This is a genomic window from Sphingopyxis sp. (assembly GCF_025869345.1).
Classification (GTDB): Bacteria; Pseudomonadota; Alphaproteobacteria; order Sphingomonadales; family Sphingomonadaceae; genus Sphingopyxis.
The window spans coordinates 75,151-98,205 of the sequence record NZ_JAOZVW010000138.1 but is presented as its reverse complement, the minus strand read 5'-3'; the positions used below and the strand labels follow the sequence as shown (position 1 = coordinate 98,205).

Annotated in this window: 21 protein-coding genes; 13 read left to right on the top strand and 8 right to left on the bottom strand. The window is 65.4% G+C overall.

Going from position 1 to position 23,055, the window contains the following annotated elements; translation table 11 throughout:
• The first annotated feature begins 34 nt into the window (after nucleotides 1-34).
• From OJI97_RS15100 to OJI97_RS15075, 6 genes are read left to right on the top strand one after another with little or no spacing between them, the layout of a single operon-like run.
• Nucleotides 35-394 (top strand): hypothetical protein, encoded by a 360-nt coding sequence (locus tag OJI97_RS15100; RefSeq protein WP_297664817.1) that lies wholly within the window; start codon nucleotides 35-37, stop codon nucleotides 392-394.
• Nucleotides 391-918 (top strand): nuclear transport factor 2 family protein, encoded by a 528-nt coding sequence (locus tag OJI97_RS15095; protein WP_297664815.1) that lies wholly within the window; start codon nucleotides 391-393, stop codon nucleotides 916-918. Before OJI97_RS15100 ends, OJI97_RS15095 begins: the two co-directional genes overlap by 4 nt.
• A complete protein-coding gene (locus OJI97_RS15090; RefSeq protein ID WP_297664813.1) occupies nucleotides 915-2,150 on the top strand; it encodes an aromatic ring-hydroxylating dioxygenase subunit alpha in 1,236 nt (411 codons plus the stop codon). Before OJI97_RS15095 ends, OJI97_RS15090 begins: the two co-directional genes overlap by 4 nt.
• Nucleotides 2,147-2,638: an aromatic-ring-hydroxylating dioxygenase subunit beta gene (locus OJI97_RS15085; protein ID WP_297664812.1), complete on the top strand. Its 492-nt coding sequence runs from the start codon at nucleotides 2,147-2,149 to the stop codon at nucleotides 2,636-2,638. Before OJI97_RS15090 ends, OJI97_RS15085 begins: the two co-directional genes overlap by 4 nt.
• A complete protein-coding gene (locus OJI97_RS15080) occupies nucleotides 2,635-3,381 on the top strand; it encodes an SDR family oxidoreductase (RefSeq protein ID WP_297664811.1) in 747 nt (248 codons plus the stop codon). The genes OJI97_RS15085 and OJI97_RS15080 overlap by 4 nt, the downstream gene beginning before the upstream one ends.
• A gap of 10 nt (nucleotides 3,382-3,391) precedes the next feature.
• Nucleotides 3,392-4,024, top strand: coding sequence for a 3-oxoacid CoA-transferase subunit B (locus tag OJI97_RS15075; RefSeq protein WP_297664810.1), 633 nt, complete (start codon nucleotides 3,392-3,394; stop codon nucleotides 4,022-4,024).
• A 254-nt stretch (nucleotides 4,025-4,278) separates the two neighbouring features.
• Here OJI97_RS15075 and OJI97_RS15070 read toward each other — a convergent pair whose 3' ends face one another.
• On the bottom strand, nucleotides 4,279-5,502 hold the full coding sequence (locus OJI97_RS15070) for an amidohydrolase family protein (protein WP_297664808.1): 1,224 nt from the start codon (nucleotides 5,500-5,502) through the stop codon (nucleotides 4,279-4,281).
• On the opposite strand from OJI97_RS15070, the gene OJI97_RS15065 reads away from it, so the two are divergent.
• Nucleotides 5,483-5,818 (top strand): hypothetical protein, encoded by a 336-nt coding sequence (locus OJI97_RS15065; RefSeq protein ID WP_297664807.1) that lies wholly within the window; start codon nucleotides 5,483-5,485, stop codon nucleotides 5,816-5,818. The two genes, OJI97_RS15070 and OJI97_RS15065, sit on opposite strands and share 20 nt — an antisense overlap.
• A gap of 55 nt (nucleotides 5,819-5,873) precedes the next feature.
• On the opposite strand, the gene OJI97_RS15060 is transcribed toward OJI97_RS15065, so the two are convergent.
• The 6 genes from OJI97_RS15060 to OJI97_RS15035 all read right to left on the bottom strand — a co-directional run bounded on the left by OJI97_RS15060 (nucleotide 5,874) and on the right by OJI97_RS15035 (nucleotide 13,674).
• Nucleotides 5,874-6,722 (bottom strand): hypothetical protein, encoded by an 849-nt coding sequence (locus OJI97_RS15060; protein WP_297664805.1) that lies wholly within the window; start codon nucleotides 6,720-6,722, stop codon nucleotides 5,874-5,876.
• Nucleotides 6,723-6,735: 13 nt separating this feature from the next.
• On the bottom strand, nucleotides 6,736-8,709 hold the full coding sequence (locus OJI97_RS15055; protein WP_297664803.1) for a pyrroloquinoline quinone-dependent dehydrogenase: 1,974 nt from the start codon (nucleotides 8,707-8,709) through the stop codon (nucleotides 6,736-6,738).
• Nucleotides 8,706-9,392, bottom strand: a complete 687-nt coding sequence (locus tag OJI97_RS15050; protein ID WP_297664801.1) for a GntR family transcriptional regulator — start codon at nucleotides 9,390-9,392, stop codon at nucleotides 8,706-8,708. Before OJI97_RS15050 ends, OJI97_RS15055 begins: the two co-directional genes overlap by 4 nt.
• Before the next feature lie 30 nt (nucleotides 9,393-9,422).
• Nucleotides 9,423-10,337, bottom strand: coding sequence for an alpha/beta hydrolase (locus tag OJI97_RS15045; RefSeq protein ID WP_297664799.1), 915 nt, complete (start codon nucleotides 10,335-10,337; stop codon nucleotides 9,423-9,425).
• Between the two features lie 42 nt (nucleotides 10,338-10,379).
• Nucleotides 10,380-11,318: a serine hydrolase gene (locus OJI97_RS15040; protein ID WP_297664797.1), complete on the bottom strand. Its 939-nt coding sequence runs from the start codon at nucleotides 11,316-11,318 to the stop codon at nucleotides 10,380-10,382.
• A gap of 124 nt (nucleotides 11,319-11,442) precedes the next feature.
• On the bottom strand, nucleotides 11,443-13,674 hold the full coding sequence (locus OJI97_RS15035; RefSeq protein ID WP_297664795.1) for a TonB-dependent receptor: 2,232 nt from the start codon (nucleotides 13,672-13,674) through the stop codon (nucleotides 11,443-11,445).
• Between the two features lie 247 nt (nucleotides 13,675-13,921).
• On the opposite strand from OJI97_RS15035, the gene OJI97_RS15030 reads away from it, so the two are divergent.
• From OJI97_RS15030 to OJI97_RS15010, 5 genes are all read left to right on the top strand, one after another.
• Nucleotides 13,922-15,241 carry a DUF1254 domain-containing protein gene (locus OJI97_RS15030; RefSeq protein WP_297664793.1) on the top strand — a complete coding sequence of 440 codons (1,320 nt, stop codon included), beginning with the start codon at nucleotides 13,922-13,924 and terminating at the stop codon, nucleotides 15,239-15,241.
• 3 nt (nucleotides 15,242-15,244) lie between these two features.
• Nucleotides 15,245-16,594: an alkyl sulfatase dimerization domain-containing protein gene (locus OJI97_RS15025; RefSeq protein ID WP_297664792.1), complete on the top strand. Its 1,350-nt coding sequence runs from the start codon at nucleotides 15,245-15,247 to the stop codon at nucleotides 16,592-16,594.
• A gap of 128 nt (nucleotides 16,595-16,722) precedes the next feature.
• Nucleotides 16,723-17,496, top strand: coding sequence for a GntR family transcriptional regulator (locus OJI97_RS15020; protein ID WP_297664790.1), 774 nt, complete (start codon nucleotides 16,723-16,725; stop codon nucleotides 17,494-17,496).
• The gene (locus OJI97_RS15015) at nucleotides 17,493-19,028 is read left to right on the top strand and encodes a sulfatase-like hydrolase/transferase (RefSeq protein WP_297664788.1); all 1,536 of its coding nucleotides are present in this window, start codon (nucleotides 17,493-17,495) and stop codon (nucleotides 19,026-19,028) included. Before OJI97_RS15020 ends, OJI97_RS15015 begins: the two co-directional genes overlap by 4 nt.
• A 56-nt stretch (nucleotides 19,029-19,084) precedes the next feature.
• A complete protein-coding gene (locus OJI97_RS15010) occupies nucleotides 19,085-20,326 on the top strand; it encodes a hypothetical protein (protein WP_297664786.1) in 1,242 nt (413 codons plus the stop codon).
• Nucleotides 20,327-20,490: 164 nt separating this feature from the next.
• Here OJI97_RS15010 and OJI97_RS15005 read toward each other — a convergent pair whose 3' ends face one another.
• Nucleotides 20,491-21,525 (bottom strand): hypothetical protein, encoded by a 1,035-nt coding sequence (locus OJI97_RS15005; RefSeq protein ID WP_297664784.1) that lies wholly within the window; start codon nucleotides 21,523-21,525, stop codon nucleotides 20,491-20,493.
• Between the two features lie 147 nt (nucleotides 21,526-21,672).
• On the opposite strand from OJI97_RS15005, the gene OJI97_RS15000 reads away from it, so the two are divergent.
• A complete protein-coding gene (locus OJI97_RS15000; protein WP_297664782.1) occupies nucleotides 21,673-22,773 on the top strand; it encodes a helix-turn-helix transcriptional regulator in 1,101 nt (366 codons plus the stop codon).
• The last annotated feature ends 282 nt before the right edge of the window (nucleotides 22,774-23,055 follow it).

Sequence of the window (23,055 nt, the reverse complement as noted above, 5' to 3'; positions counted from 1 at the left end):
CGCGAAATGCCCCGACCGATTACGAGGAAAGATCATGACCGACCAACCCAGGAAAATCCGCGCCCTGTTCTGCGGCGCCGTGCTGCAGGGCTTTTTCGACCTGCCCGGCAAGGACATCCCCACCGTCCTCAAGGCGACCGGCGGACTGCTGCGGCAGATTCGCGAAATGCCCGGCGTCGAGGTGCTCGGCACCTTCGACGACGATGAAACGATGGTCGGCACGTCGCCGACCGGCTGGCCCTGGACCTTCTACATCATGGCCGACGTGCCCGACCGCGATACGGCTGTCGCGATCTGCGGCCTGTTTCGCACGATCGAGGTCGGCGAGCACAGGCTGTGGAAATATATGCGCGTCGAAGCCCGCCTCGGCCGTGAACTGGTGATGCCCGAATGACCGATGGCGCGATCCTCGCACGGCTCGACCGGCTGGAGGCGGAAAGCGCCATCCGCCGGGTCGTCGCGCGCTATTTCCAAATTTGCGACGACCTCGGCCCCGACACGCCTTTCGGCGAACTCGGCGACTTGTTCACCCGCGACGCCCGCTGGGAAGGCAAGGGCCGCTACCGGCAGGCCTTCGGCGGCTATGACGGCCGCGACGCGATCGTCGCAATGATCCGCGGCTATTGCCTGCCCACGCCGCATTTCGCGATGACGGCGCATTTCCTTTCGTCCGAAACGATCGTCGTGACCGGCGACCGGGCGAGCGGCCAATGGATGATGCTCCAGACCTCGACCTACTCGGACAACCGCGCCGACCTGCGCAGCGCCGCGCTCGCGCTCGATTTCGCTCGCGAAGAGGGCCGATGGCGGATCGCCGCGTTCCGCACCCGAAACCTGTTTTCCCGCCGCGTCGATCACTGGACCGACACGGCCGACATCCCCGTGCCCGGCACGGCCAATATCGGAGCCGACCAATGACAAGCAGAGATTTCGACGCGCTCGTCCTTCCCGACCGCGTCCACAGCTCGCTCTATCGCGACCCCGCGATCTTCGAAGAGGAAATGGATCGCATCTTCAACCGCAGCTGGGTGTGGGTCGCGCATGAAAGCGATATTCCGAAGGCCGGCGATTTCCTGACCACGCATGTCGGGCGCCAGCCGGTCATCGTGAACCGCGACCGCAAGGGCGATATCCGGGTCATGGTCAACCGCTGCCGCCACCGCGGCGCAACGGTGTGCGAAGCGCGGCGCGGCAATGCGGCGGGTTTCGTCTGCCCCTATCACGCCTGGACCTATTCGCAGGACGGCAGCCTGCGCGGCGTGCCGCTGCCCAAGGGATACAAGGATTTCGACAAGGCCGAATATGGCCTGGTCCAGCTTCGCGTCGAAACCTATGCCGGGCTGGTCTTCGCGACCTTCAATCACGACATCGAGCCGCTCGATACCTTCCTCGGCCGCGCGAAGCCGTGGATCGACCTGTTCATGAAACAGGGCGGCGGCTTCCCGGTAAAGACCATGGGCGAGCATCGCTTCACCTTCCCGGGCAACTGGAAGATCCAGCTCGAGAACACGACCGACGCCTATCATTTCCCGATCGTCCACAAGAGCTTTCTGACCTCGCTCGACAATGCGACCGAGGATCTCTTCTCCTTCATGGACGCCGGCGGCTATGTCGAGGATCTCGGCAACGGGCATAGCGTGATGGTGATGATCCCCGAACTCGTCGACCTCGACGACAATCTGGACGCCGACATCCCCGATCGCTTCGCCGACATCGCCGAGGAATTGCGCAGGGATTATCCGGAAGAACAGGTCCGGAAAATCGTGCGTGCGATCGGCGGGTCGGGTTTCAACCTCAACCTCTTTCCCAACCTCGCCTGCTCGATGGCTTTCTTCCGCGTCCTGCGCCCGCTCGCGGTCGACGAGACCGAGATCAGGCACATCGCGATCGGCATGGACGGCGGTCCCGACATCGCCAACCGCGCGCGGCTGCGCCTGCACGAACATTTTCAGGGCCCGATGGGGTTCGGCACGCCCGACGACGCCGAAGCCTGGGAGCGGGTGCAGCGAGGTTCGGCGGGATCCGCCGACCCCGCGTGGATCATGGTCAATCGCGGCGAAGACAAGACCGCCGCCAATGCGGGCGACGTGACCGCCGAAACCGGTATGCGCGCTGCCTATCAGATGTGGAAAAGGATGATGTCGGCATGACCCGAACGATCGAGACCATCACCTTCGAAGATGCGGTACGATTCATCTCGCTCGAGGCCGATTGCCTCGACCACCGCGATTATGCCACCTGGCTCGGACTGTGGGCGAAGGACGGCATTTATGCCATTCCCATCGACCCGGATGCAGAGGATTTCGCCGACCGGCTGAACTATGCCTATGACGATGCGGCGATGCGCCGGATGCGGGTATCCCGCCTGACGAGCGGCGAATCGATGTCGGCGCGCGATGCGTCGAACACGCTGCGCAGCCTGTCGCGTTTCCGGATGCTCGATGACGAACCGGCATCGGACGTCCGAATCCGCTGCGCGCAGCATCTGGTCGACTACCGGCGCGGCGCCTATCGCACCTATGCCGCCAACGTCACCTACCGGCTGCGCGTCGAGGATGGCGGCATCCGCCTCGCCGAAAAGGTCGTGCGCCTCATCAACTCGACCGACGCGCTTGCGGGCATGAGCTTCCTGCTGTGACCCCACCCGCCTGCCATAATGTCGCGATCGTCACCGGCGCCGCCGGAGGGCTCGGCCAGGTCATCGCGCGCCGCCTGGCCGCCGACGGCTTTCGCGTTCTGCTGACCGATATCGATGGGGAGGCTGTCGCACGCGCCGCCGGAACGATGGCGGGCGATGTCGCACCGCTGGCGATCGACGTGCGCGACCCGGCGCAGTTCGAAGCCGCCTTCGCCGCGGCAACCGCGCGCTGGGGCGGCGTCGGGGTGCTGGTCAACAACGCCGCGCTCACCCGCACGACGCCCTTGTTCGAGATTTCTCCCGAAGAGTTCGACGCCGTGACCGCGGTGGCGCTGAAGGGATGCTTCCTCGGGTGTCAGACTGCCGGACGCCATATGCGCGCGCAGCGCTATGGCCGGATCGTCAACATCGCCTCGCTGGCCGGACAGAATGGCGGCGCCGCGACCGGCGCCCATTATGCGGCGGCCAAGGGGGGCATCATGACGCTGACCAAGGTCTTCGCGCGCGACCTCGCCGCCGATGGCGTCACGGTCAACGCCATCTCGCCGGGGCCGCTCGACCTCGACTCGGTCCGCGATCTCCTCCCGCCCGATCGGCTCGCCGCGGTGGTTGGCACCATTCCCGCCGGCACCCTCGGCGACCCCGACTATATCGCCCGTCTCGTGTCGCTCCTCGCGTCGCCGCAAGCCGTTTCGGCGGTCGGCGCGACGTTCGACGTCAACGGCGGGCTCTATCTGCGATAAGGATCGAACAATGCCCTGGACCCGCGACGAAATGGCGGCCCGCGCCGCGCGCGAACTGCGCGACGGCTATTACGTCAATCTTGGCATCGGCATCCCGACGCTGGTCGCCAACCATATTCCGGACGGCGTCCAGGTGACGCTGCAATCCGAAAACGGCATGCTCGGCATCGGCCCCTTTCCCTATGAGGACGACGTCGATGCCGATCTGGTCAACGCCGGCAAGCAGACCATCAGCGAGCTTCCCCACAGTTCCTATTTCGACAGCGCCGCGAGTTTCGCGATGATACGCGGCGGCCATATCGATGTCGCGATTCTCGGCGCGATGGAGGTCAGCGAGGACGGCGACATCGCGAACTGGACGGTTCCGGGCAAGATGCTGAAAGGGATCGGCGGGGCGATGGATCTGGTCGCCGGCGTGCGGCGGATCATCGCCGTCATGGATCATTGCGCGAAGGACGGCCGTCCCAAGTTCGTGCCGCAATGCACGCTTCCGCTTACGGGGCAGAATGTCGTCGATATGATCATCACCGACCGCGCGGTCTTCGCGCGCTCTGCGCCCGAAGCGCGGTTCGAGATCATCGAACTGGCCCCCGGCGAGACCGAAGCGGGCGTGCGGGCATCGACATCCGCCCGCATTGCCTGAATCACGGGGGGCGCCGGCAACGTCGCGCCTTTTTTCCCAGGGATTGTGGGGCTTCGGCTTTCAGTTGTCCGATTATGGAAAAACCGTGTTCCCCCGCGAAGGCGGGGGAACACGATACTATCCTCATATCAGTCCACACGTGGCTGAATCCCCACAATCCCTAGACCATCGGCCTCAAAACGACATTGCCGACCCAGGCAGCGCTGCGCGGGCCGGCAATGGAGGAACGCGATGACGGCAGCGGGGCAAAGCCGTTATTCTTCGTCCTTGACCACCCGGCCCGCCGCCATGACGAAAGTGACATGCTGCAGGGTTGCGACATCGTCGAGGGGGTTGGCGCCCGTGGCGATGATATCGGCGCGTTTCCCCGCTTCGATCGTGCCGATTTCCGCGTCCAGACCCAGAAGTTTTGCGGCATTGGTCGTCGCGGTGCGCAGGACATCGCCCGGAGTCATGCCGATCTTCCGATACCACAGAAATTCCAGAGCCTGCTTGCCGTGGGGCGTGATGCCCGCGTCGGTGCCGAAGGCGATCGGAACACCCGCCCGATAGGCCGCCCCGATATTGTTGGGCATATTGTCGAGAAACCCCCGAGTGATCGCCCGCGTCTGGGGGTCGGCCCTGTCATACCCGGCCTGCAGGCTGTTCAGCACGACCATCGTCGGCACAAGGAAGGCTCCGCTCTTCTTGAACAGGGCAATCGAACCCTTGTCGAGAAACCCTCCGTGCTCGATCGAATCCACCCCGCCGGCCAGCGCCGCATCGATCCCGGCAGTACTGTGCGCATGAGCGGCCACCTTGCGCCCGGCCGCATGGGCGGTGGTCACCGCGGCGACGATCTCATCATCCATCATCTCGGACGGCGCGGCGCCCAGGCGCGGATCGTTCCCGCCCTTGGTCGTCGCAATCTTGATGACGTCCGCTCCGTGCATGATCTGCGTGCGGACTGCCTTGCGGCACTCGAAAGGGCCATCGCAGATTCCCGAAGCGTGAAATCCTGCGAAGCCCCCGCTTTCGGGAACGGCAATGTCGCCATGCCCATGACCATTGGTCACCGAAATGATATCGCCTGCCGCCAGAATGCGCGGGCCGTCGAAACGGCCCTTGTTGATGGCATCACGAACGGAAAAGATCGCATCGGAAAAGGCTCCGACGTCGCGAACTGTCGTGAAACCGGCCGCCAGCGTCTTGCGGGCATTTTCCAGCGCGACCAGCGCCGCGTCGGCATCGCTCTGATTCAGCTTCGGCGGCCAGCCGATCGTCAGATGCACATGCGCGTCGATCAGCCCAGGCAGCACGGCAGACCGGGACAGGTCGATCACCGCCGCGACAGGTTCCCCAATGTCGGCCGCGCTCAGAAACCCGGGCCGGATCGCCTCGACCTTGCCGGCGCGAACGACGATCGTCTGGTCTTTCAGCGGCGGACTGCCAGGGACCGCGATCAAAAGGCCCGCATGGATGATCGTTGCGGCCGTCACGGCGTCCGAGGCGACCGGCGCCGCGCTGCTCGGCTTGATTGTTGCCGATGGCGAAGCGTCCGCCGCCAGGGCTGAAAAAGTCAACAATGCCGAGCTCATTGCCGTTAGCAGAGCCAAATTCCGCCGAATCATCGATTCCCCTCTCGTTTGCGTTGACGTCCCGGTTTGGCGGGTAAAGCCAAAGAGATGCCGTTTGACCGCTATCATTCGGATGACCCCGGAACGCATGATTTTTCCTAATGGCGATGGCCGGTTCGACGCGCTCGACGAGGACCCGGCCGACCCGGCCACGGCGGCGGAGAAGCTCGCCCCGTGATTACGGCCTTCCCTTCAAGGGAGCCGCCGACGCGCCCGGACATGGAGCCCGGCCTTCAAGGAATGACCCTCTTGTCATTGAGGAAGTCGACATCGGGATTTTCTCCGATGAAGGTCGATATATAATCCACATAGGGAAACTCGCCGCCCCAAGCCGGCTTCGTGAACGCGGGCGGGGTGTCGACGAAGGCCTTGCGCCACGCCCGATAGTCGTCGAACCACAGTTCCTCGACGCGGCCGTAGCGCGGCCGGTTGTCCGGGGCGAGCTTCTCCGCCGCCGTGGCCGGGTCCTCGAGAGTGCGATAACCGAAATATCGCCGCAAGCCCGGCACCTTCGCCATTTCCGGGACGTGCGTGCCGAGCAGCCATTTGTCGCCCTCTGCCTCGCTGACCCCCGCGGGATAGCGGAGATAGATCACCCAGCGGAAATAGGGAGTCTCCTTGGGCGGAACCCGCCCCTGAAGATAGACCTGCTGGGGATTGACCGGGACGATCACCGGCTGCGACCGCGCGAAGGAGCGGTCCGCCCAGCCGCCCGGCGGCGGATCGAGCATGTCGACGAGCGGATTATTCCGTCGGCCCTCGGCGAAATCGCCGAGACTGTCGTAATAGATTTCGGTCATCCGCCCGCGCCACACATGATAGCGCCGGGCGACGTCGTTGGGCACGATGTAACTGCGATAGGACAGATAATTCTTCTGCCAGGCGCGCATGGCGCGGTGCATTTGCTGCGAATGATAGGTCATGTACCAGCGATCGAGCGCGCCCAGGTTAGTCAGGTCGGGAACGTCGATCATGATGTAAATCTTGACGGCTTTCGGGTCCGCCGTGTCCGCCCTCGCCGGAACCCCGGCCGCGAGCGCTGTTGCAAGGAACAGGCATAATCCGGTCACCCATGTCCGCATCGCCGCGTCTCCTTCATGCCAGGCCCAAAGCGACGAGCTTGTGCGGCCACACGCGGAATCCCATCGCGTAAACGATCCGCTGCTGCCCATCGATCGAATAGGTCATCGGCGCGCCGAGCACATGGCCGGGGAGCGGTGTTTCCGCCACTAGCTCACCGGTCAGCTTGTCATAGGCGCGCAGCACCTTCTTCGCGTGGCGCGGATCGTGCGGGCCCTCGCCGACGAAAAGCAAGGTCTTGGTCGCCAGCGGCGCGGTGCGCTGCTCCGACCCGATCCATCCGAGCCTGAAGGGCGCGAACCGCGGATCGTCGGTTGCGCCCGGCCCGTTGGCCCGCATCCAGAGATGCTGGCCCGTGTTGAGATCGATCGCGGTGATCCGGCTGTAGGGCGGCTTGATCAGTGGCAGCCCGGCCGGGCCGTTCACCACCCCCGCCGCGCCGGCGATCTCGGTATTCACGGGTCCGGCGGTCGCGAGCTTGCCATTGTCGTCGAGCGCGAGCTGCGAGACCGAGGAGTGCGAGGTGACATAGAGAATCCCGGTTTCGGGATCGACCGCCGCCCCCTGCCAATTGGCGCCGCCGGTCCAGGTGGGATGGATCAGGGTCGGCGTCCTGCCGACCGGCGTATAGAGCGGACCGTAGCGATAGCGCGACAAGATCCGCTTCGCCTCTTCCTTGATCTCCGGCGTGAAGTCGACGAGCAGATCTTCGCTCATGCCCTGCGATTCGAACGGCAGCGGCCACGTCGGATGCGGCTGGGTCGGGGCGCTATGCTCGGTCGCGAGCTCGCTTTGCGGGACCGGCCGCTCCTCGATCGGCCAGACCGGCTTGCCGTTGGTCCGGTCGAAGACGAACAGAAACCCCTGCTTGCTCGCCTGCGCGACCGCCTTGATCGGTTTGCCGTCGACAATGATGTCGACGAGGTTGGGCGCGCACGGCAGGTCATAGTCCCAAAGGTCGTGATGGACGCATTGGTAATGCCAGCGGCGCTTGCCCGTCTCGATGTCGAGCGCGATCAGGCTGTTGGAGAACAGATTGTCGCCCGGGCGGCGCCCGCCATAGACATTGTCAGTCGCGCAGGTGCCGGGCAGATAGACGAGCCCAAGCTCTTCATCGGCGCTCATCGGCGCCCAGATGTTCGCGTTGCCGTTCCGTTCGGCGCTCCCGTCGCGCCAGCTATCATATCCGAACTCGCCCTTCACCGGCACCGTGTGGAAGGTCCAGCGAAGCGCCCCCGTGCGCGCGTCGAACCCGCGCACGTCGCCGGGCGGCATGATCGGCAGCACGGGCTGATCGTCGATATAGCCGCCGACCACCACCATGTTCCGCGCAATCAGCGGCGGGCCGAAGCCGCCGTAAAGCACGCTCGGCTTCATCGGAACGGGCCGTTGCAGCCCGACCCGGCGCAGATCGATCTCCCCATTGGTGCCGAAATCGGCAATGGGCGTCCCGGTCGCGGCATCGAGCGCGATCAGCCGGGCATCGCAGGTGGCGAGGAATATCCGGCGGTCGTCGCCATCGGCCCAATAGGCGACGCCGCGATGCTGAAAGCCCTTCGTGCTCGGCTTGCCGTTGGTCCAGGCTTCGGGATTATAGACCCAGATCGTCCGGCCGGTGCGCGCGTCGATCGCCGCCGCCTGGCTCATCGCGGTGGCGACATACAGAACGCCATCGACCATGATCGGCGTGACCTGGAACTCGCCGGGCCGAAGGTCGGGGTGCGCGGCGATGATGTCGCGGTCGGGCGATTCCCATTCCCAGACGACCTGCAACTGCGCAGCGTTGGTGCGATCGATCTGCGCCAACGGCGAATATTTGGCCGAATTGTTGAGCCCGCCATAGGTGGGCCAGTCGGTGCGAAGGGCATCGGCGGCAGCGGCGCGCTCGCGCGGCTTGCCCGCCTTCGCGCGCGCGAAGACGGCGCCGGGCATGGCGAGACCGCTCGCCCCGGCGAGCAGGAAGGTGCGGCGCGACGGAGCCTTGGTCATCGATTCCCTCCGAACGCACGGCCCGGTTCCGGGTGGAGCGAGCGGCGCGTGATGAGCACGGTGGCGCGGGCCGCGCCGGCGGCGACGTCGCGCTGGCGCGACTTGATCGCCGCCGCCATCAGTTGATGCGCGTAGAGCGATTCGATCTCGGACTCGACCGAACCGGGCCGATGCAGCCGCTGCTGCCACAGCGCCAATCGGCCGACATGGATCAGCATGCGCCGCGCGATCGGGCTTCCCGAATGCTTGCCGACGAAAGCACCGATGGTGAAGGATATCTGATACATCTTCCCCTTGTCGGCGGTGTCGGGCAACAGCGCGGCGTCGCCGGGGACGAGGCGGTCGAGCTCGGCGAAGGCCGCCTCGGGCATACGCTCGGCGGCCAGCGCGGCGCAGCGGGCATAGACATCCTCGAGGATGCCCAGAATGTCGAGGAACTGGTCGATGTCGATATTGGTGACGCGCGCGCCGCGCCACGGCAGGATCTCGACGAAGCCGACCTGCGCGGCCAGGCGGAGCGCCTCGCGCGCCGACGGCCGGCTGACCTGATAGCGATCGGCGATCTCCTGCTCGCGCAGCGGCATTCCGGGCTGGAGCCGCTGAACGATGATCTCGCGGATCAGCGCTTCCGACAGCCACGCATCGGTGGTCCGGTTGTCGCTCGCGCCCCTGGGCCTGATCATCTTCTTCACCATCGCCCTCGAACCGCGGCCCTAGTTCAGCCCGATCGACCGGAGGAATGCGTCAGCCGCATCGGTATAGGCGCCGCCGGTTCCGAGCAGCGCGTTGATCTCGCCATGCGTCATATCGACCGGGAAGGTCGTGACCCGCGCACCCAGCGCCTGCGCCTGCTTGGCGAAAGCCTCCGCCGGGGGACAGGCATCGGCGCGCTTCGACGAACAGACCAGCAGCATCGGCGCCGGCGCGACCTTGAGCCGCAGGGCCGGCGATGCCGCGCTCCACAAGGCCCGGTCGGTTCCGAACGCCCGGTCATAGAGGTCGAAATGCCGCCGCTCCATGATCGCGACGACATCATAGGCTGCGCTGTCGAGCGCGATCGTGCCGAGCCAGGGCCTGGCGCCGGCGTCGCGGGCAATCTCGGGCGCCGCCGCGAGCAGCGACACCAGATGCGCTCCCGCCGAATGGCCCATCAGCACGACACGCGCCGGATCGCCGCCCCATTTCGCGGCGTGGCCCTGGATATAGGCCAGCGCGGCGGCGACATCGCCCGCCTGAACCAGCGGGTTGGCGTTCGGCACCATCCGATAGTTCACCGACACCATGATATAGCCTTTAGGAAGCCAGTGATTCACCTTGTTGTCGATGACGGGGGGACGCGCCTTGTCGCCGCGCCACCAGCCGCCTCCGTGCACCATCACGATCATGGGCGCGCGGTCGGCTTTCGCGGGTCGATAGACATCGAGGCGCTGCGCAGGATCGCCGCCATAAGCGATATCGCGTTCGATCCGGGTTCCGGCGGGCGGCGGGACATGCTTCATCGGCGCGTCGTCCGCCCACGCCCCCGCCCCTGCCCGCGCGAAGCCGCGTTGCTGGGCCGCCGCACCCGCGCCGATCACCGCGCACGCCGCCAGGGCGCCGGCGAGAAGAAATTTGGTCGTTGCCGTCATTGTCGACTCCTATCGATGTCGCGCCCATCGCGCCGCGATGGCTCAGCGGACCATGTCCATCAGATGCTGCCAGAGCTGCTGATCGAAATTCTTGTCCGGTGCGGCGGCGCCGGTCCTGACGACGACGAGCCCGCGGCTGGGAACCACATAGAGCTGGTTGTCGAACGCCCCGAGCGCGGCCACCATATCGGCGGGTGCGGCCGGCACCAGCGGGCCGTCCCGTCGCCCGCGCGGACCGATCACATAGGCGCTGCCGTTGAGCCACCACAGCCGCCCATAGGCCGGGTTGACCGCCGAGCGCGCGAACATCGCCGCGAAGCCCTTTTCCGAAACGATACGCTTGCCGTTTTCGGCTACGCCGCGGTTCAGGATCATGCCTCCGAACCGCGCCATATCGCGCGGCGAGGTCACCAGACCGCTGTCGTTTCCCACCTCGGCGAATGCGGCCGGGCGCTTGCGCCACGCGGTATCGCGCATCCCCAGCGGCGCGGTGAGCCAGTCGCGGGTGATGGCGTCCAGCGGCCGTTTCGCCGACGCCACAAGGATGCGCTTGGCCACGGCATAGACCGGGGTGTTATAGGAAAAGACCGTCCCGGCGGGCGCCGCATATCCGAAGCTCTTGTCGAGGCCCGAGCTCATCGTCAGCACATCGACGACGCGGATTCGGGCTTCCTCGGCTGGGGAAGCCCTGGACCAGCCCTGCCCGATATAACGGGAAACGGGGGCATCAAGGTCGACGAGCCGCTTGTCGGCGGCCATCGTCACGAGGACGGAGACGAAACTCTTCTGCGCGGACGCCACATCGACCAGCAGGGCACCGTCGCGGGCGCGCCCGTGGACGAAAGCGGCGAACGCCCGGTCCGCAGCAGGCGCGGGCCAATTGGCCTCGACCAGAACCCGCCCGTCGCGGATGACGAGGAACCCGGTGCTATTCTGGCCCCGCACATAATCGAGCAGCCGCGCCCGCGCTTCGGGCGACACCGGAACCGAAGCCTCTGGCTCCGCCCCGCTTGCCGGGGCCGGGGCGCCGTTCGAGACCGCGGCGCATAGCATCGCGCCCGCCGCCAGCGCGGCCCTCCCCCGCCACCGCCCGTTCCATCGCATCTCAGAAGGCGACCTTGATGCTGCCGCCATATTCACGCGGCGAACTATAGAAATTGTTCTGGCTGATATCTTGCAGCAAGTAGACGTGATCGCTTATATTCTTGATATAAAATCGCAATTGCACACGATCGATCGTCACTCCGGCAGTAAGATCTACCGTCGTGTAGTTGGGCAATTTGTCATCGTTGGTCGGCTCGAAATAGCCGCCATGCTCGGTTCGCATATTGGCGCCGATGCTGCCGACCACGCCCCCGCCCATCGGCACCCGCAACACACCGCCCAGATTCAACTGGAGGTCGCGCGTTCTGTTGACGCGATTACCGGAAAGGTCGACGATGACGCCGGTATTATCGAGCGTCTCCGCTCCTTTGTTGAAGCGGCCGTGGCTGGTCGACAGCCCGGCATTGAGGTCGAGTCGGCCGAAGCCGAGGTCGATCCGCCCTCTTGTCTCCAGTTCGACACCGTAAATATGATTGCTGCCGACATTCTGCAGGATGAACTGCGGATTGGTGATGCTTGCCGCCGTCAGCGACTGCACATTCTTGGTTTCGGTGTAATAGGCCGCCAGGTTGACCGTCCATGCGCGATCAAAGAATTCCGCCTTCCAGCCGAACTCGCCGCCATAAACATATTCGGGATCGTAAGGGATCAGCTTCTCCGCATCGGGAGCGTCACCGGGGATGTTCGTGTTGAAGCCGCCAGGACGATATCCGGTGGCAAAGCGCGCGTAGATCATCTGCGCGTCGTTGAACTTGTACCGCAGCGTTGCCGTCGGCAGAAGCTTGGTCCAGCTGCGACTCATTTCGAACGATATCGGGGCGGTCAGCGACGCGGCGTTGCTGGCCGAACGATCGAAATCGATACGCTTGCGGTCATTCTGCACGCGCAATTCAAGGTTGAGGTTCAGCTTCGGCGTGATGTCATAGCCCAGGGTGGCATAGGCCGCGAACGAGCGCAGCTTTTCGATGCTGAGGTCGCTGCGGAACAGGCGCCGCAATGCGGCGGGCGTCGCCGACCCGTCGACGATGACGACGTCGTTGGATTTGTTGATCAGCCCGTCGACCCCGACGACCCACGACCAGCGCCCGCCCGATTGCGGCGAGCTGAGATAGATTTGCGCGCCGCCGTTCTCGAAGCTTTCCTTCTCGTTGTTGCGCAGCGTCACCGGCTTGCCGCCCAGAACAACGCCCTTGTAGCCGAGGAAATGGTCATAATCCTCGTCGAAGCGGCCGCCCGTCCGGTGCTTGTAATCGACGTTGAAATGCCAGTCGCCATAGCCGGTGGCGACCGTCGTATCCCAGTAAAGCGCGCGCTGCTTGATATGAGCATAGGCCTCGGTGCTCAGCACCCGCTCGAAAATGCCGGGATCGAGCGGCTGGCCGTTGTATAGCGTCGCGCGGTAGCCGAGGCTGCCGAATCCCGGCGTCCGGCTGTAATAATTCTCGAACGTCAGCCGGGTATCGACGCTGTCCGACGGTTTCCACGCCAGCGCCGCGCGCAGCCCGGTGCTGCTGCTCTGGTCGACTATATGACCGGTGGTGATGTTGGTGATGTGGCCATCGTTCTGGTCGATCACGAATCCACCCACGCGGGCGGCCAGCTTGCCTTCGACCAGCGGGACGTTGACCACGCCTTCCAGGTCGAGCGCTTCGACGCTGTCGTACCCGGCGCTCACCCATCCGTTCGCGTCGTGCAACCCGGGCTTGTTGGCGATCGCGTTGAGCGACCCGCCGACCGCGTTGCGGCCATAGAGCGCGCCTTGCGGACCGCGCAGGACCTCGAGCCGCTGGAGGTCGAACAGGTCGAGTCGCGTGAGCGTGCGGCCGCCGAACTTGCCGCCCGCGGCATAGTGACCGTCGCGATAGATGCCGGTGGCGCTTTCCGACGAACTGATCCGCCCGCCGCCCTGGCCGCGAATCGAGACGTCGCCGATGAAGGCGGGGCCGCTGGTGACGAGGGTGGCGCCGGGGATCTGGCGGATCATGCTCGCGGCATCGTCCACGAGGAGGTCGGAAAGCTGCTCGCCGCCGATCGCGGTAATCGCGGCCGGCACGTCGTGTGCGGTTTCCGCGACACGGCGCGCCGTGACGACGATGTCCCGATCATTCGACGCCGCGCCGGAAGACGCATCGGCTTGCCCCGCCGCCCCGGACGCCGTTTGCGCAAATGCCGGCGACGCAATCGCCAAGGCAATCGCCCCAGCGCTGACTCCGATCAGCCTTCTCTTGCTCATATCACCCTCCCATCGGTTTGTTTGCGCCCTTGTCCGACAATCTTTCATTATTGTCAAACGATATGGAGAGGCCTCGGCAAAGCCCCTCGGCCAAAGCCCAGCCCGGATTTTAATATTTTTCGTCAAAATTGCTCTGTATTTCTATAAATACCGACGATGGCCGGGGTGAGGCTATTGACCAACGCATATGATTATTGTTAGACAAAATTACATCGGCAAACGATGGGCAACACAGGGAGAGGTCGAGATGCTGGATCGCAGGCATTTGCTGGCAGCGGGCGCTGCGGCGATCGGCGGAGCCGTTTTCGCGGGGCGGGCTTTTGCGGCACAGCCGTCGCTTCGCGCCGCGGCACGCGAAGCCTGGCTCTATTCGGTCGCCTTGATCGAAGTGGCGAATGTGCGGCGGCGCATTCTCGCCAAAGGGCCGGCGAACGCCTTCGTTCCCAACCGCAACCTGACCAACATCCAGACGCAGCGGGTGACGTCGCCGAACAACGACACCATGTATTCGCACGCCATGCTCGATCTTGCGGCCGGGCCGGTCGAACTGACCCTGCCCGCGACTGGGAAGCGCTATTTCTCGGTGCAACTGGTCGACATGTACACCAATACGATCGCGGTGCTGGGCACGCGTACCACGGGGGGCGACGGCGGGCAGTTCGTGGTCGCGGGACCGGGCGGCAACGCGCCCGCCAACGCGATCCGGGCGCCGTCCGACTGGGCCTTCGTCCTCGCGCGGGCGCTGGTCGACGGCCCGGCGGACGTCGCCGCGGTTCGCGCCGTGCAGGACGGGCTGGCGATCAAGGGGACGGCCGGCCCGATCCCGGCGATCGCGGTGCCGGCGCGCGATGCGCCGTGGCGGGACTATTTCGCCGGGGCGGCGGCGTTGATCGCCGAATCGCCGCCGCCGGTGACCGACGACGCGCTGTTCGACCGGATCGCCCCGCTCGGCCTCACGCGCTCCGGCTTTCGGCCGCCCGATTTTACGGCGGAGGCGATCCGCGAGATCGAAGCGGGGATCGCCGATGCCCGCGCGATCGCCGCCCAGTCGCAGCTCGGCAAGTTGACGAAGGACGGCTGGGCGTATCCGCCCTGGGATCTCGGCCGCTTCGAACAGGATTATGAATTTCGCGCCCAGATCGCGGTGAGCGGCCTGTTCGCCTTGCCGCTCGAGGAAGCCTTCTATACCCGCTCGACCGGCGATGCCCCCGACGGCCTGTTCCACGGCGACCGCTATCACCTGCATTTCGCGCCCGGCGCGCTGCCGCCGGTCGACGGCTTCTGGTCGATGACGCTTTACGAGGCGACCGGCGACGGACAATTTTTCTTCACGCCCAACCCGATCGAGCGCTATGCGATCGGCGACCGCACCGAGGGGCTTGTCCGCAATCGCGACGGCTCGATCGATATCTGGATCGCCCGCCGGGATCCCGGCCCCGCGCGCCGGGCCAACTGGCTTCCCGCACCGGAGGCCAAGCCCTTCGTGCTTTCGATGCGCGCCTATGTGCCGCAGGCGCCGCTATTGAACGGGGTTTATCATTTCCCGCCGCTCGGCCGATTTTCCTGAATCATGGCTTCGAACAGACAAGCCAGACCCATCGCGCGATCGACAGCCGCTGCGACGGGACTGGCTTTCTTCCTTTCCTGCCTCGCGGCCGCGGGCGCCGCGGCGCAGGACGCCGGCCCCGCATCGAACCCCGCGCTCAGCACCGGACAGGGCGAGAGTGAAGCCCATCCCTATCTCGGCGGGCGCATCTATCAGGCGACGGCGTTCGGCAACAGCTTCATGGTGCCGACGCCGGGCGGCAATGTCATCATCGACACGTCGAACGCGCGCGCCGCCGAACGGCACCATGCATGGCTCACCAAGGTTTCCGGCGCGCCCGTCCGCTATGTCATCCTGACTCACGCCCACACCGACCATAGCGGCGGACTTCCACTGTGGCGCGGGCCCGGCACGCATGTGATCGCGCAGGAGAAAGAGGGCGAGTTTCTCGACTATCGCGCGCGGCTGAGCGGCCTGTTGGCAACCCGCGCGAGCGCGCAATATACCAAAACGGGCAGGACCGTGGTGAGCCACGCCAATCCCGGCAATCACGCCGCGCGGCCGCTCGCCGATATTGTGTTCGACAAGGAGTATCGCTTCCGGCTCGGCGGACTGACCTTCGTCTGTTTCGCCGCGCCGGGCGAGACACCCGACATGCTCAATGTCTGGATTCCCGAACTCAGGGCGCTCTTCATCGGCGACAATTATTACCAGTCCTTCCCCAATCTCTACACGCTGCGCGGCACCGAACCCCGGCCGGCGCTCGACTATGTCGCCTCCATCGACAAGGTTCTGGCGCTGAAACCCACCATCGTTCTGCCGAGCCACGGCGTCCCGATCGAGGGCGCCGACACGGTGCAGCGGGTGCTGACCCGCTATCGCGATGCGATCCTCTATGTCCACGACGCCACGGTGAAGGGGATGAACGAGGGCAAGGACGTCTACACGCTGATGCGCGACGTCAAGCTGCCGCCATCGCTCGACGTCGGTGAGGATTATGGCAAGATCGTGTGGTCGGTTCGCGGTATCTACGATGCCTATATCGGCTGGTTCGACGGCGACCCCGCCTCGATGTATCCGGTGTCGCCCGACGAGGCCTATGCGGAACTCACGCGCCTGGCGGGCGGGGCGGACCCTGTCGCCGCGCGCGCGCAGGCACTGATCGCGGACCATCGGGCGGCGACCGCGCTGCGCCTGACCAGCGCCGCTCTGGCGGCCGACCCGGTCAGCAAAGCGGCCCTCAAGGCGCGGATCGCGGCGATCGAGGCGCTGCTCGCGGCCTCGCGAAACGCGAACGAGAACGGCTGGCTTCGCAAAGGCCTGTTCGATGCGAAAGCGGCGCTCGCCGGGCCTGCGACCGGGGAAGAACCATGACGGCTTGTTGGAAAGAGGCGCTGCCTATACTGCCGCAAAGGACGGAATCCCGCCGTCGATTGGCGCAAATCATGCGGCGCGAGCCGGGGCGCAAGGCGCTCCCCTGCTTCGCGCACGAGGTAAGAAAAATGGCAAAGAGCAGCGGCAGAAGCAGGAACAGCGACGATAATCGCACCACCGACGCCTGGCTTTCGGAAGCGATCATCCGCGAGATCATCGTCCAGCGGCACCAGCCCGGAATGCCGCTCCGCGAAAATGAGATCGCCGAGCGCTACGAAGTCAGCCGGCCGTCGGCGCGCGAGGCGTTGCGGCTCGCCGCGCAGGCGGGCTTCGTCGAGATTCTGCCGTGGCGCGGCGCCCGCGTCGCGAACATCGATATCGACCAGTTCATCGATGCGCTCGGCATATTGGAGGATATTTATGCGCGCTGCGCGGCGCTGGCGAGCGAGCATATGCCCGAATCCGCCTTCGCCGAACTCGATCGTCATATTCCCGCCGACGCGGCGCACCTGCCCGATACGGCAGACAAGGGGCAGCTATACCGCCTGTCCTTCTCGATCGGCGCCTTCATCGGCAGGCATTCGGGCAGCCCGATCGCCGAACGGATGCTGCTGCACATCGGCCGGCTCGTCCTTTGGCAGCAGCGCCTGCATTTGCCCGGCACCGTCGAAACCGAAGTTGAATCGCTGCACGCCCATCGGCTCATGGCGGCGGCGATCAAGTCGCGGCAGCGCGATGTCGCCGCGAGCGCCGCACGCGCCATCGTGCTGATCACCCGCCGGTCGCTGCATCCGGCGCCGGTCCGCGAATCCGACCGCTCGACGCTCGCGAGTCTGGAATCGATCGGCCAATCGATCCGGCCCGTATCGGCCGGCGGCACATCAAGGGAGGATCGCGAATGACCCATGCAAAAAGGGCACAGCGCCCCACCGGCCGCGGGGCGGCGGCACGGCGCTCCTTGACGACGGCGGCTACCGTCCTGGCTGCTCTTGCGCTCGGCGCCTGCGCGGCCCCGCGCGAACGGGCGGCAGCGCCCCCGCCCGCCGCGGCCACCGACCAGCCGAACATCATCCTGATCGTCGCCGACGACCTCGGTCACGGCGACCTCAGTGCCTATGGCGGCGCCATTCGCACCCCGAATATCGACGCGCTGGCCCGGTCGGGAATCCGCTACGACACCGCCTATTCGACCGCGCCGATCTGTTCCCCGTCGCGCGCCGGGCTACTCTCCGGCCGGTTTCAGGGGCGCTTCGGCTTCTATTACAATCTCGTCGGCCGCGACGTTGGAATGCCGGCCGAAGAGACGACGATCGCCGAGGTCGCGAAGCAGGCGAACTACCAGACCGCGATGATCGGCAAATGGCACGTCGGCGACGGGGCCGGGCGCCACCCGCTCGACCAGGGCTTCGACAGCTTCTTCGGCTTCCTCGGCGGCGCGACCAGCTATTATCCCGACGGCACCAAGGGACTGGTGACCACCGACAGCGGCGAAGGCAAGCTTATCACGCGCAAGCGCTTTCCGATCATGGAGGGGCGCGAAACCGTCAATCCGCCCGGCAACATCACCGATGTGTTCACCGACCGGGCCGTAAAATTCGTCGGGTCGAGACATGATCGTCCCTTCTTCCTCTATCTGGCCTATAACGCACCGCATTCGCCATATGCGGCGACGACGGAAGATGTGCAGCCATTTGCGAAGGACCCGTCGCCGCAATCCCGAATCTACAAGGCGATGATGACAAAGCTCGACCAGAATGTCGGGCGCCTGATGGACGCCTTGAAAGCGGACGGACTCGACCGCCGCACGATCGTCTTTTTCATCAGCGATAATGGTTGCCCCAACTATGCCGAAGGCGCCTGCTCCAACGCGCCTTTCGCGGGGTGGAAAGCCTTTCCGCTCGAAGGCGGGGTGCGCGTGCCGTTCATCCTCAGCGCCCCCGGACGGGTGAAGGGCGGCCAGGTCGAGGCGCTCCCGATCTCGACGCTCGACATCATGCCGACGATGGCGGCCGCGATGCACCGGCCCGCGCCGCCGCAGAGCGAGGGGCAGAATCTGCTCGCCCCCTCCGCCCTGTCGGCGGACCGGATATTGTTCTGGCGCATGGGTCCCAATCACTGGACGCGGCGCGGCCCCTGGAAGCTGATTACGATCAACAAAGCGGCCGATGTCCAGACGCTCGCCGATGTAATGGGGAAACCCCTGCCCGACGGCACGCAGATCGGCCTATCGCCGCTCGGACAATGGCAGATGCTCTTCGACCTCGGCCGCGATCGCGGCGAAGCGAACGACCTTTCGCCGCAGCACCCCAAAGCCGTCACGGATATGGAGCGCCGCTTCGATCGCTGGGACGAAAAGAATATTCCCCCGGCCTTCACCAGCCGCCGCGAATTTCGAACCGAGATCGACGGCAAGAAGGTTCAGTTGCTGTTCTGACCCGATCGAGTGCACATATGATGCGACGTCAGCTATTGCAGGGAACCGGCGGCACGGTGATCGCCGGAGCCTTGCGCGAAAAGGGGGGCGAGGCCAGGGCGGCCGAAACGCTTGCCGCAGACCTCGACCGCTATATTGCATTCGGCGTCAAGCTCTCGGGCGGTCCGGGCGATCGGGATTGTGGCCGGTGGTTGGAGCAGGAGTTGCGCGCTGCCGGCTTCGCTACGACGCGGCAGGATTTCCCGGTGCCGGGGTTCGACCTTCACGATGCGCGGCTGGCCGTCGGCGCAGACATCATCCCCGTCATCCCGGCGGGAATCGTCGTTTCGACCGGCCCCGCCGGCGTGACGGCTCCACTCGCACCGATGAGCGCCGGGCAGGAGATGCCCAGCGATCTTGCGGGCACGATCGCGCTGGTCGATCTTCCCCACGCCCGCTGGTCGAGCATGAACGACGGGGCGATCCGCACGCTCCTGCCTCAGCTGTTTGCTGCAGATGCGCGGGCCGTGCTCTTCGTCACGCACGGCCCGACGGGCAAGGCCGCCGCGCTAAATTGCGACGCCCGCGCGTCGGGTTTCGGGCGCCCGGTGGCGACCATTGCGCCCGACCGGACCGCTCCCTTGCGCGCCCTCACTGGCGCAGAGGCGACGCTGGTGATCGATGGCGAGGCGAAAACCCGAGCCGCCTTCAACCTCGCCGGGCGGATCGATCGCGGCAAGGGCCGATGGCTGGTCGTTTCAACCCCGCGATCGGGATGGACCGCGTGTGCCGGCGAACGCGGTCCGGGCATCGCAAGCTGGCTCGCGCTCGCGCGTTGGGCGCCCACCGCGCTGCCCGATCACGACCTGCTCTTCCTGTGCAACAGCGGCCACGAATACGAGAATCTCGGCGCCGCGCACACACTCTCCGCCAACGCCCCCGCCCCCGACGCCACCGCATTTTGGCTGCACCTCGGCGCCAATGTCGCGGCGCGCGAGTGGCATGAACTCGGCGGCGGACGCCTGTCGCCATTGCCCAGTGCCGACCCGCAGCGCTTCCTGCTTGCAAGCGAGGCGTTGGTCGGCGAAGCGCGTGCCGCTTTTGCCGGTCTCGCGGGGCTCGAAATGGCTTATCCGGTCGGGCCGGGCGCTGCCGGAGAGCTCGCTACCATCGCAGCGGCCGGCTACCTCTCGATCGCTGGCATCTTCGGCGCCCACCGCTTCCATCATATTGCCGAGGATGACGCGCGCTGCGTGGACGCCCGGCTAATCGGGCCGGTCGTGCAGGCGTGTAAGAGATTGATTCTATCCGCTATGTAATGATGTCAAATAGCGACTTTCGGCGAGCAATAATAACGATGTCCCGGGGAACTCGGGGACATCGACGTTGGTGATGGCCGGTTGCGGTCAGGCCGCTTCTAGGTGCCGAACCTCAGAAAGCGGACGAGGGCTTGAGCGCTGTGCGGCCTGACCTTGGAACCATTCTATTTGCTGGGCCGCCGTGTTCGACAGCCGTAGGGCAGGCCCAGAATATCCGAGGGATAATGGTCGTCCTCGCCGACGAAGTCCCATCCCTTGCGGCAAACCTGAATGTCCCATTTCAGCCGATTATATTCGAACCACTCGCGCGCGTTCTGCACCTCGTTGGCATCGATCGTACCAGCGCCCCAGCCCATGCCCGGACATTTCGCGCCGTCCTGATGAAGGTCGTAATTGCTGTCGCTGCCGTCGAGCCGGTCGGGGGTGATACAGAGCCGCATCTCGAGCGGGTAGGCGCAGCTGTTGATCAGCTTGTAATGACCATAGGCCAATCCGCCACCGCCGGTTGCCGGCACCCCTTCGACCGACACGCATTTGCCGTGATCGGCATCGTCGTACATCCAGTCGGGGTTGCCCCCCTTGCCGCGATTTTGTCCCACCGCGCCGCCGGTCGCGCTGGCGGCGGCTCGCATACCGACCCCGCTCGTGCTCAGCCTTTTCGCAAGGGTCGAGAAGTCTTCGGCGCAATATTCGTCATTCTCGGCGTCGTCACAGCCGCGCGTGATGCTGCCCGAACCATTGAAGTCCCGCTCACCCGGAGGGTTCCAGGCCACATAGGATTTCCAGCTATATTTCCCGCTTTGAACACCATTTTCATAGAAGGAAGACGTCTCGGTCCAATCGCCCTTGAGGCTTCCGCTCAACGTGATTCTTCTGAAAATGCCCGGTCCGTTTATTGGTTGTCCGGCTACGCATTCCCCCGTCCAGATGAAATCATCCTCTTCGGAATCGATAAACCCCCCGTTTCCGCCAAATTCATAACTGAAGCAGCCGCCTCGAAAAGTGACCTTCGCGATATTGAGATCCACGAGTTCCGGGGTGTCATAGTCGGCACGGCCGCCGCTGTGGGTTTGCGCCGAGACAGCGCTCGGAAAAGCCAGCGCCATCGCGAGCAAAGCCATGGCGCAAAGCATGGCGACAAGTGCCATGCGCCCCGCCGCCGGCGGCTCGCCTCTCATGCCGACAACGCCATCGACCATCCGCCGTTCCTTCCGTTTCCATGTCATCTGCTCCGCGTTCATAATCTCGCCCGTCGGGACGCGCTTCCCCCGTTCGGGTGAAGGATGCGGCTTGTTGCGAAATCAGCGACGGGATAATCAGGGCCGGGAGCGGATTGAGGGGCGCGGATGAGAATCGATCTCGATGGGATTTACGCCGCGGTCGAAGACGATTGCGCCTTCGACGATCTCGCAGACCGGGTCGCGGAGGCGTGCGGCACCCGTTCCGCACTCCTGATCTTTCTGGAGAACAGGGTCGCGACGGCGGTCAAAGCGAACTGGTGGGACCAGGGGTCACTGACCACCTACGCCGAGCACTTCGTGCACGACGATCCCTGGATGACATTGTCGCTGAACCTCGGCCGCTTCGGCCGCGCCGCCGCTCTGGACAAGGCCATGTCACCGAAGAGGTTCCAGCGGACTGCCTTCTACAATGATTTGATACGCCAGGCCGGCGACGATACGGGACGCTGCCTGAGCGTCGCCCCGCTACCCGGACGCGAAGGGCTGATGCTGGGAGTTCACCGCGCCGCCGGCGACGCCGCCTTCACCGCGGGGGACGAGCGGCGGCTCGATGAGGTTTACGATCATGTCCGCCGCGTCGTTGCGCTGCGACGCACGCTCGCGGTCGAGCGGGCCCGGGGGGCAAGGCTTCAAAACCTCGTCGATCAGAGCGGCGAGGCGATCCTGCACCTCGACCGCAACCTGCGGGTCGTTGCGATCTCCGCCGCCGCCGAGCGCCTGCTGGATAAACGCGACGGCATTTTCCTGCGCGACCGGCGGCTTGTCCTGCCGATCGGCATCGAGACGAAACTGCGCGCTGCGGCGGGCGCCATCATCGACCGGATCGCCGGGGCCCGCACCGCACTGCTTTGCCCGCGTCCGTCCGGGCGCCGTCCCTATCGCCTGCGCCTCTTGCCGGCGGGTTTCGATGGCGACGCCGGAGTGCTGTTGCGGGTCGACGACCCGGACGCCGCTCCCGGCCCCGATTGGCAAGTCGCGCTGCGAGAGGCCTATGGCTTGTCGGCCATGGAGGCCGACCTTGCGTCGCGACTGCATGCGGACCATTCGCTGGAGGAGATCGCCGGCCAGCGCGGGGTCACGCGCGAGACGCTCCGCACCCAACTGAAATCGCTGTTTCACAAAACCGGCGTCACGCGCCAGATTTCGCTGGTCAGGCTGCTGGCCACCTTCCCGGCCGCGCCCCATGGCGGAAACTCGGGTGCTTGAGGCTGCCAGAAGTCGGCGCGCCAGTTTCACAGCGGCAGGCTATGCTGCTATTTGCAGGACTTGCCGCACACAATCTCGATGGGCCGCTCTCGATGGGCCGCTGGCCGGCGCTGCCGACACGACGATCTGGCCTGGCGCGCGACCGGCGCCGCCGCGTGATCGGGGGCAAATTCCAATGGCCCGGGCATTCCGCGCGCTACACGTTCGATGCACTGAGGCGCATGATCAAGATCGAGCCCACTAAGGGAAAGCGCGTGATCTCAAAACCCACGCCCCTTGGAA

Coding starts and splice junctions, on each gene's coding strand:
- OJI97_RS15100 (WP_297664817.1), top strand. CDS start 35: ATGACCGACCAACCCAGGAAAATCCGCGCCCTGTTCTGCGGCGCCGTG.
- OJI97_RS15095 (WP_297664815.1), top strand. CDS start 391: ATGACCGATGGCGCGATCCTCGCACGGCTCGACCGGCTGGAGGCGGAA.
- OJI97_RS15090 (WP_297664813.1), top strand. CDS start 915: ATGACAAGCAGAGATTTCGACGCGCTCGTCCTTCCCGACCGCGTCCAC.
- OJI97_RS15085 (WP_297664812.1), top strand. CDS start 2,147: ATGACCCGAACGATCGAGACCATCACCTTCGAAGATGCGGTACGATTC.
- OJI97_RS15075 (WP_297664810.1), top strand. CDS start 3,392: ATGCCCTGGACCCGCGACGAAATGGCGGCCCGCGCCGCGCGCGAACTG.
- OJI97_RS15065 (WP_297664807.1), top strand. CDS start 5,483: ATGATCGTTGCGGCCGTCACGGCGTCCGAGGCGACCGGCGCCGCGCTG.
- OJI97_RS15060 (WP_297664805.1), bottom strand. CDS start 6,722: ATGCGGACATGGGTGACCGGATTATGCCTGTTCCTTGCAACAGCGCTC.
- OJI97_RS15055 (WP_297664803.1), bottom strand. CDS start 8,709: ATGACCAAGGCTCCGTCGCGCCGCACCTTCCTGCTCGCCGGGGCGAGC.
- OJI97_RS15050 (WP_297664801.1), bottom strand. CDS start 9,392: ATGATCAGGCCCAGGGGCGCGAGCGACAACCGGACCACCGATGCGTGG.
- OJI97_RS15045 (WP_297664799.1), bottom strand. CDS start 10,337: ATGACGGCAACGACCAAATTTCTTCTCGCCGGCGCCCTGGCGGCGTGC.
- OJI97_RS15035 (WP_297664795.1), bottom strand. CDS start 13,674: ATGAGCAAGAGAAGGCTGATCGGAGTCAGCGCTGGGGCGATTGCCTTG.
- OJI97_RS15030 (WP_297664793.1), top strand. CDS start 13,922: ATGCTGGATCGCAGGCATTTGCTGGCAGCGGGCGCTGCGGCGATCGGC.
- OJI97_RS15025 (WP_297664792.1), top strand. CDS start 15,245: ATGGCTTCGAACAGACAAGCCAGACCCATCGCGCGATCGACAGCCGCT.
- OJI97_RS15020 (WP_297664790.1), top strand. CDS start 16,723: ATGGCAAAGAGCAGCGGCAGAAGCAGGAACAGCGACGATAATCGCACC.
- OJI97_RS15015 (WP_297664788.1), top strand. CDS start 17,493: ATGACCCATGCAAAAAGGGCACAGCGCCCCACCGGCCGCGGGGCGGCG.
- OJI97_RS15005 (WP_297664784.1), bottom strand. CDS start 21,525: ATGGTCGATGGCGTTGTCGGCATGAGAGGCGAGCCGCCGGCGGCGGGG.
- OJI97_RS15000 (WP_297664782.1), top strand. CDS start 21,673: ATGAGAATCGATCTCGATGGGATTTACGCCGCGGTCGAAGACGATTGC.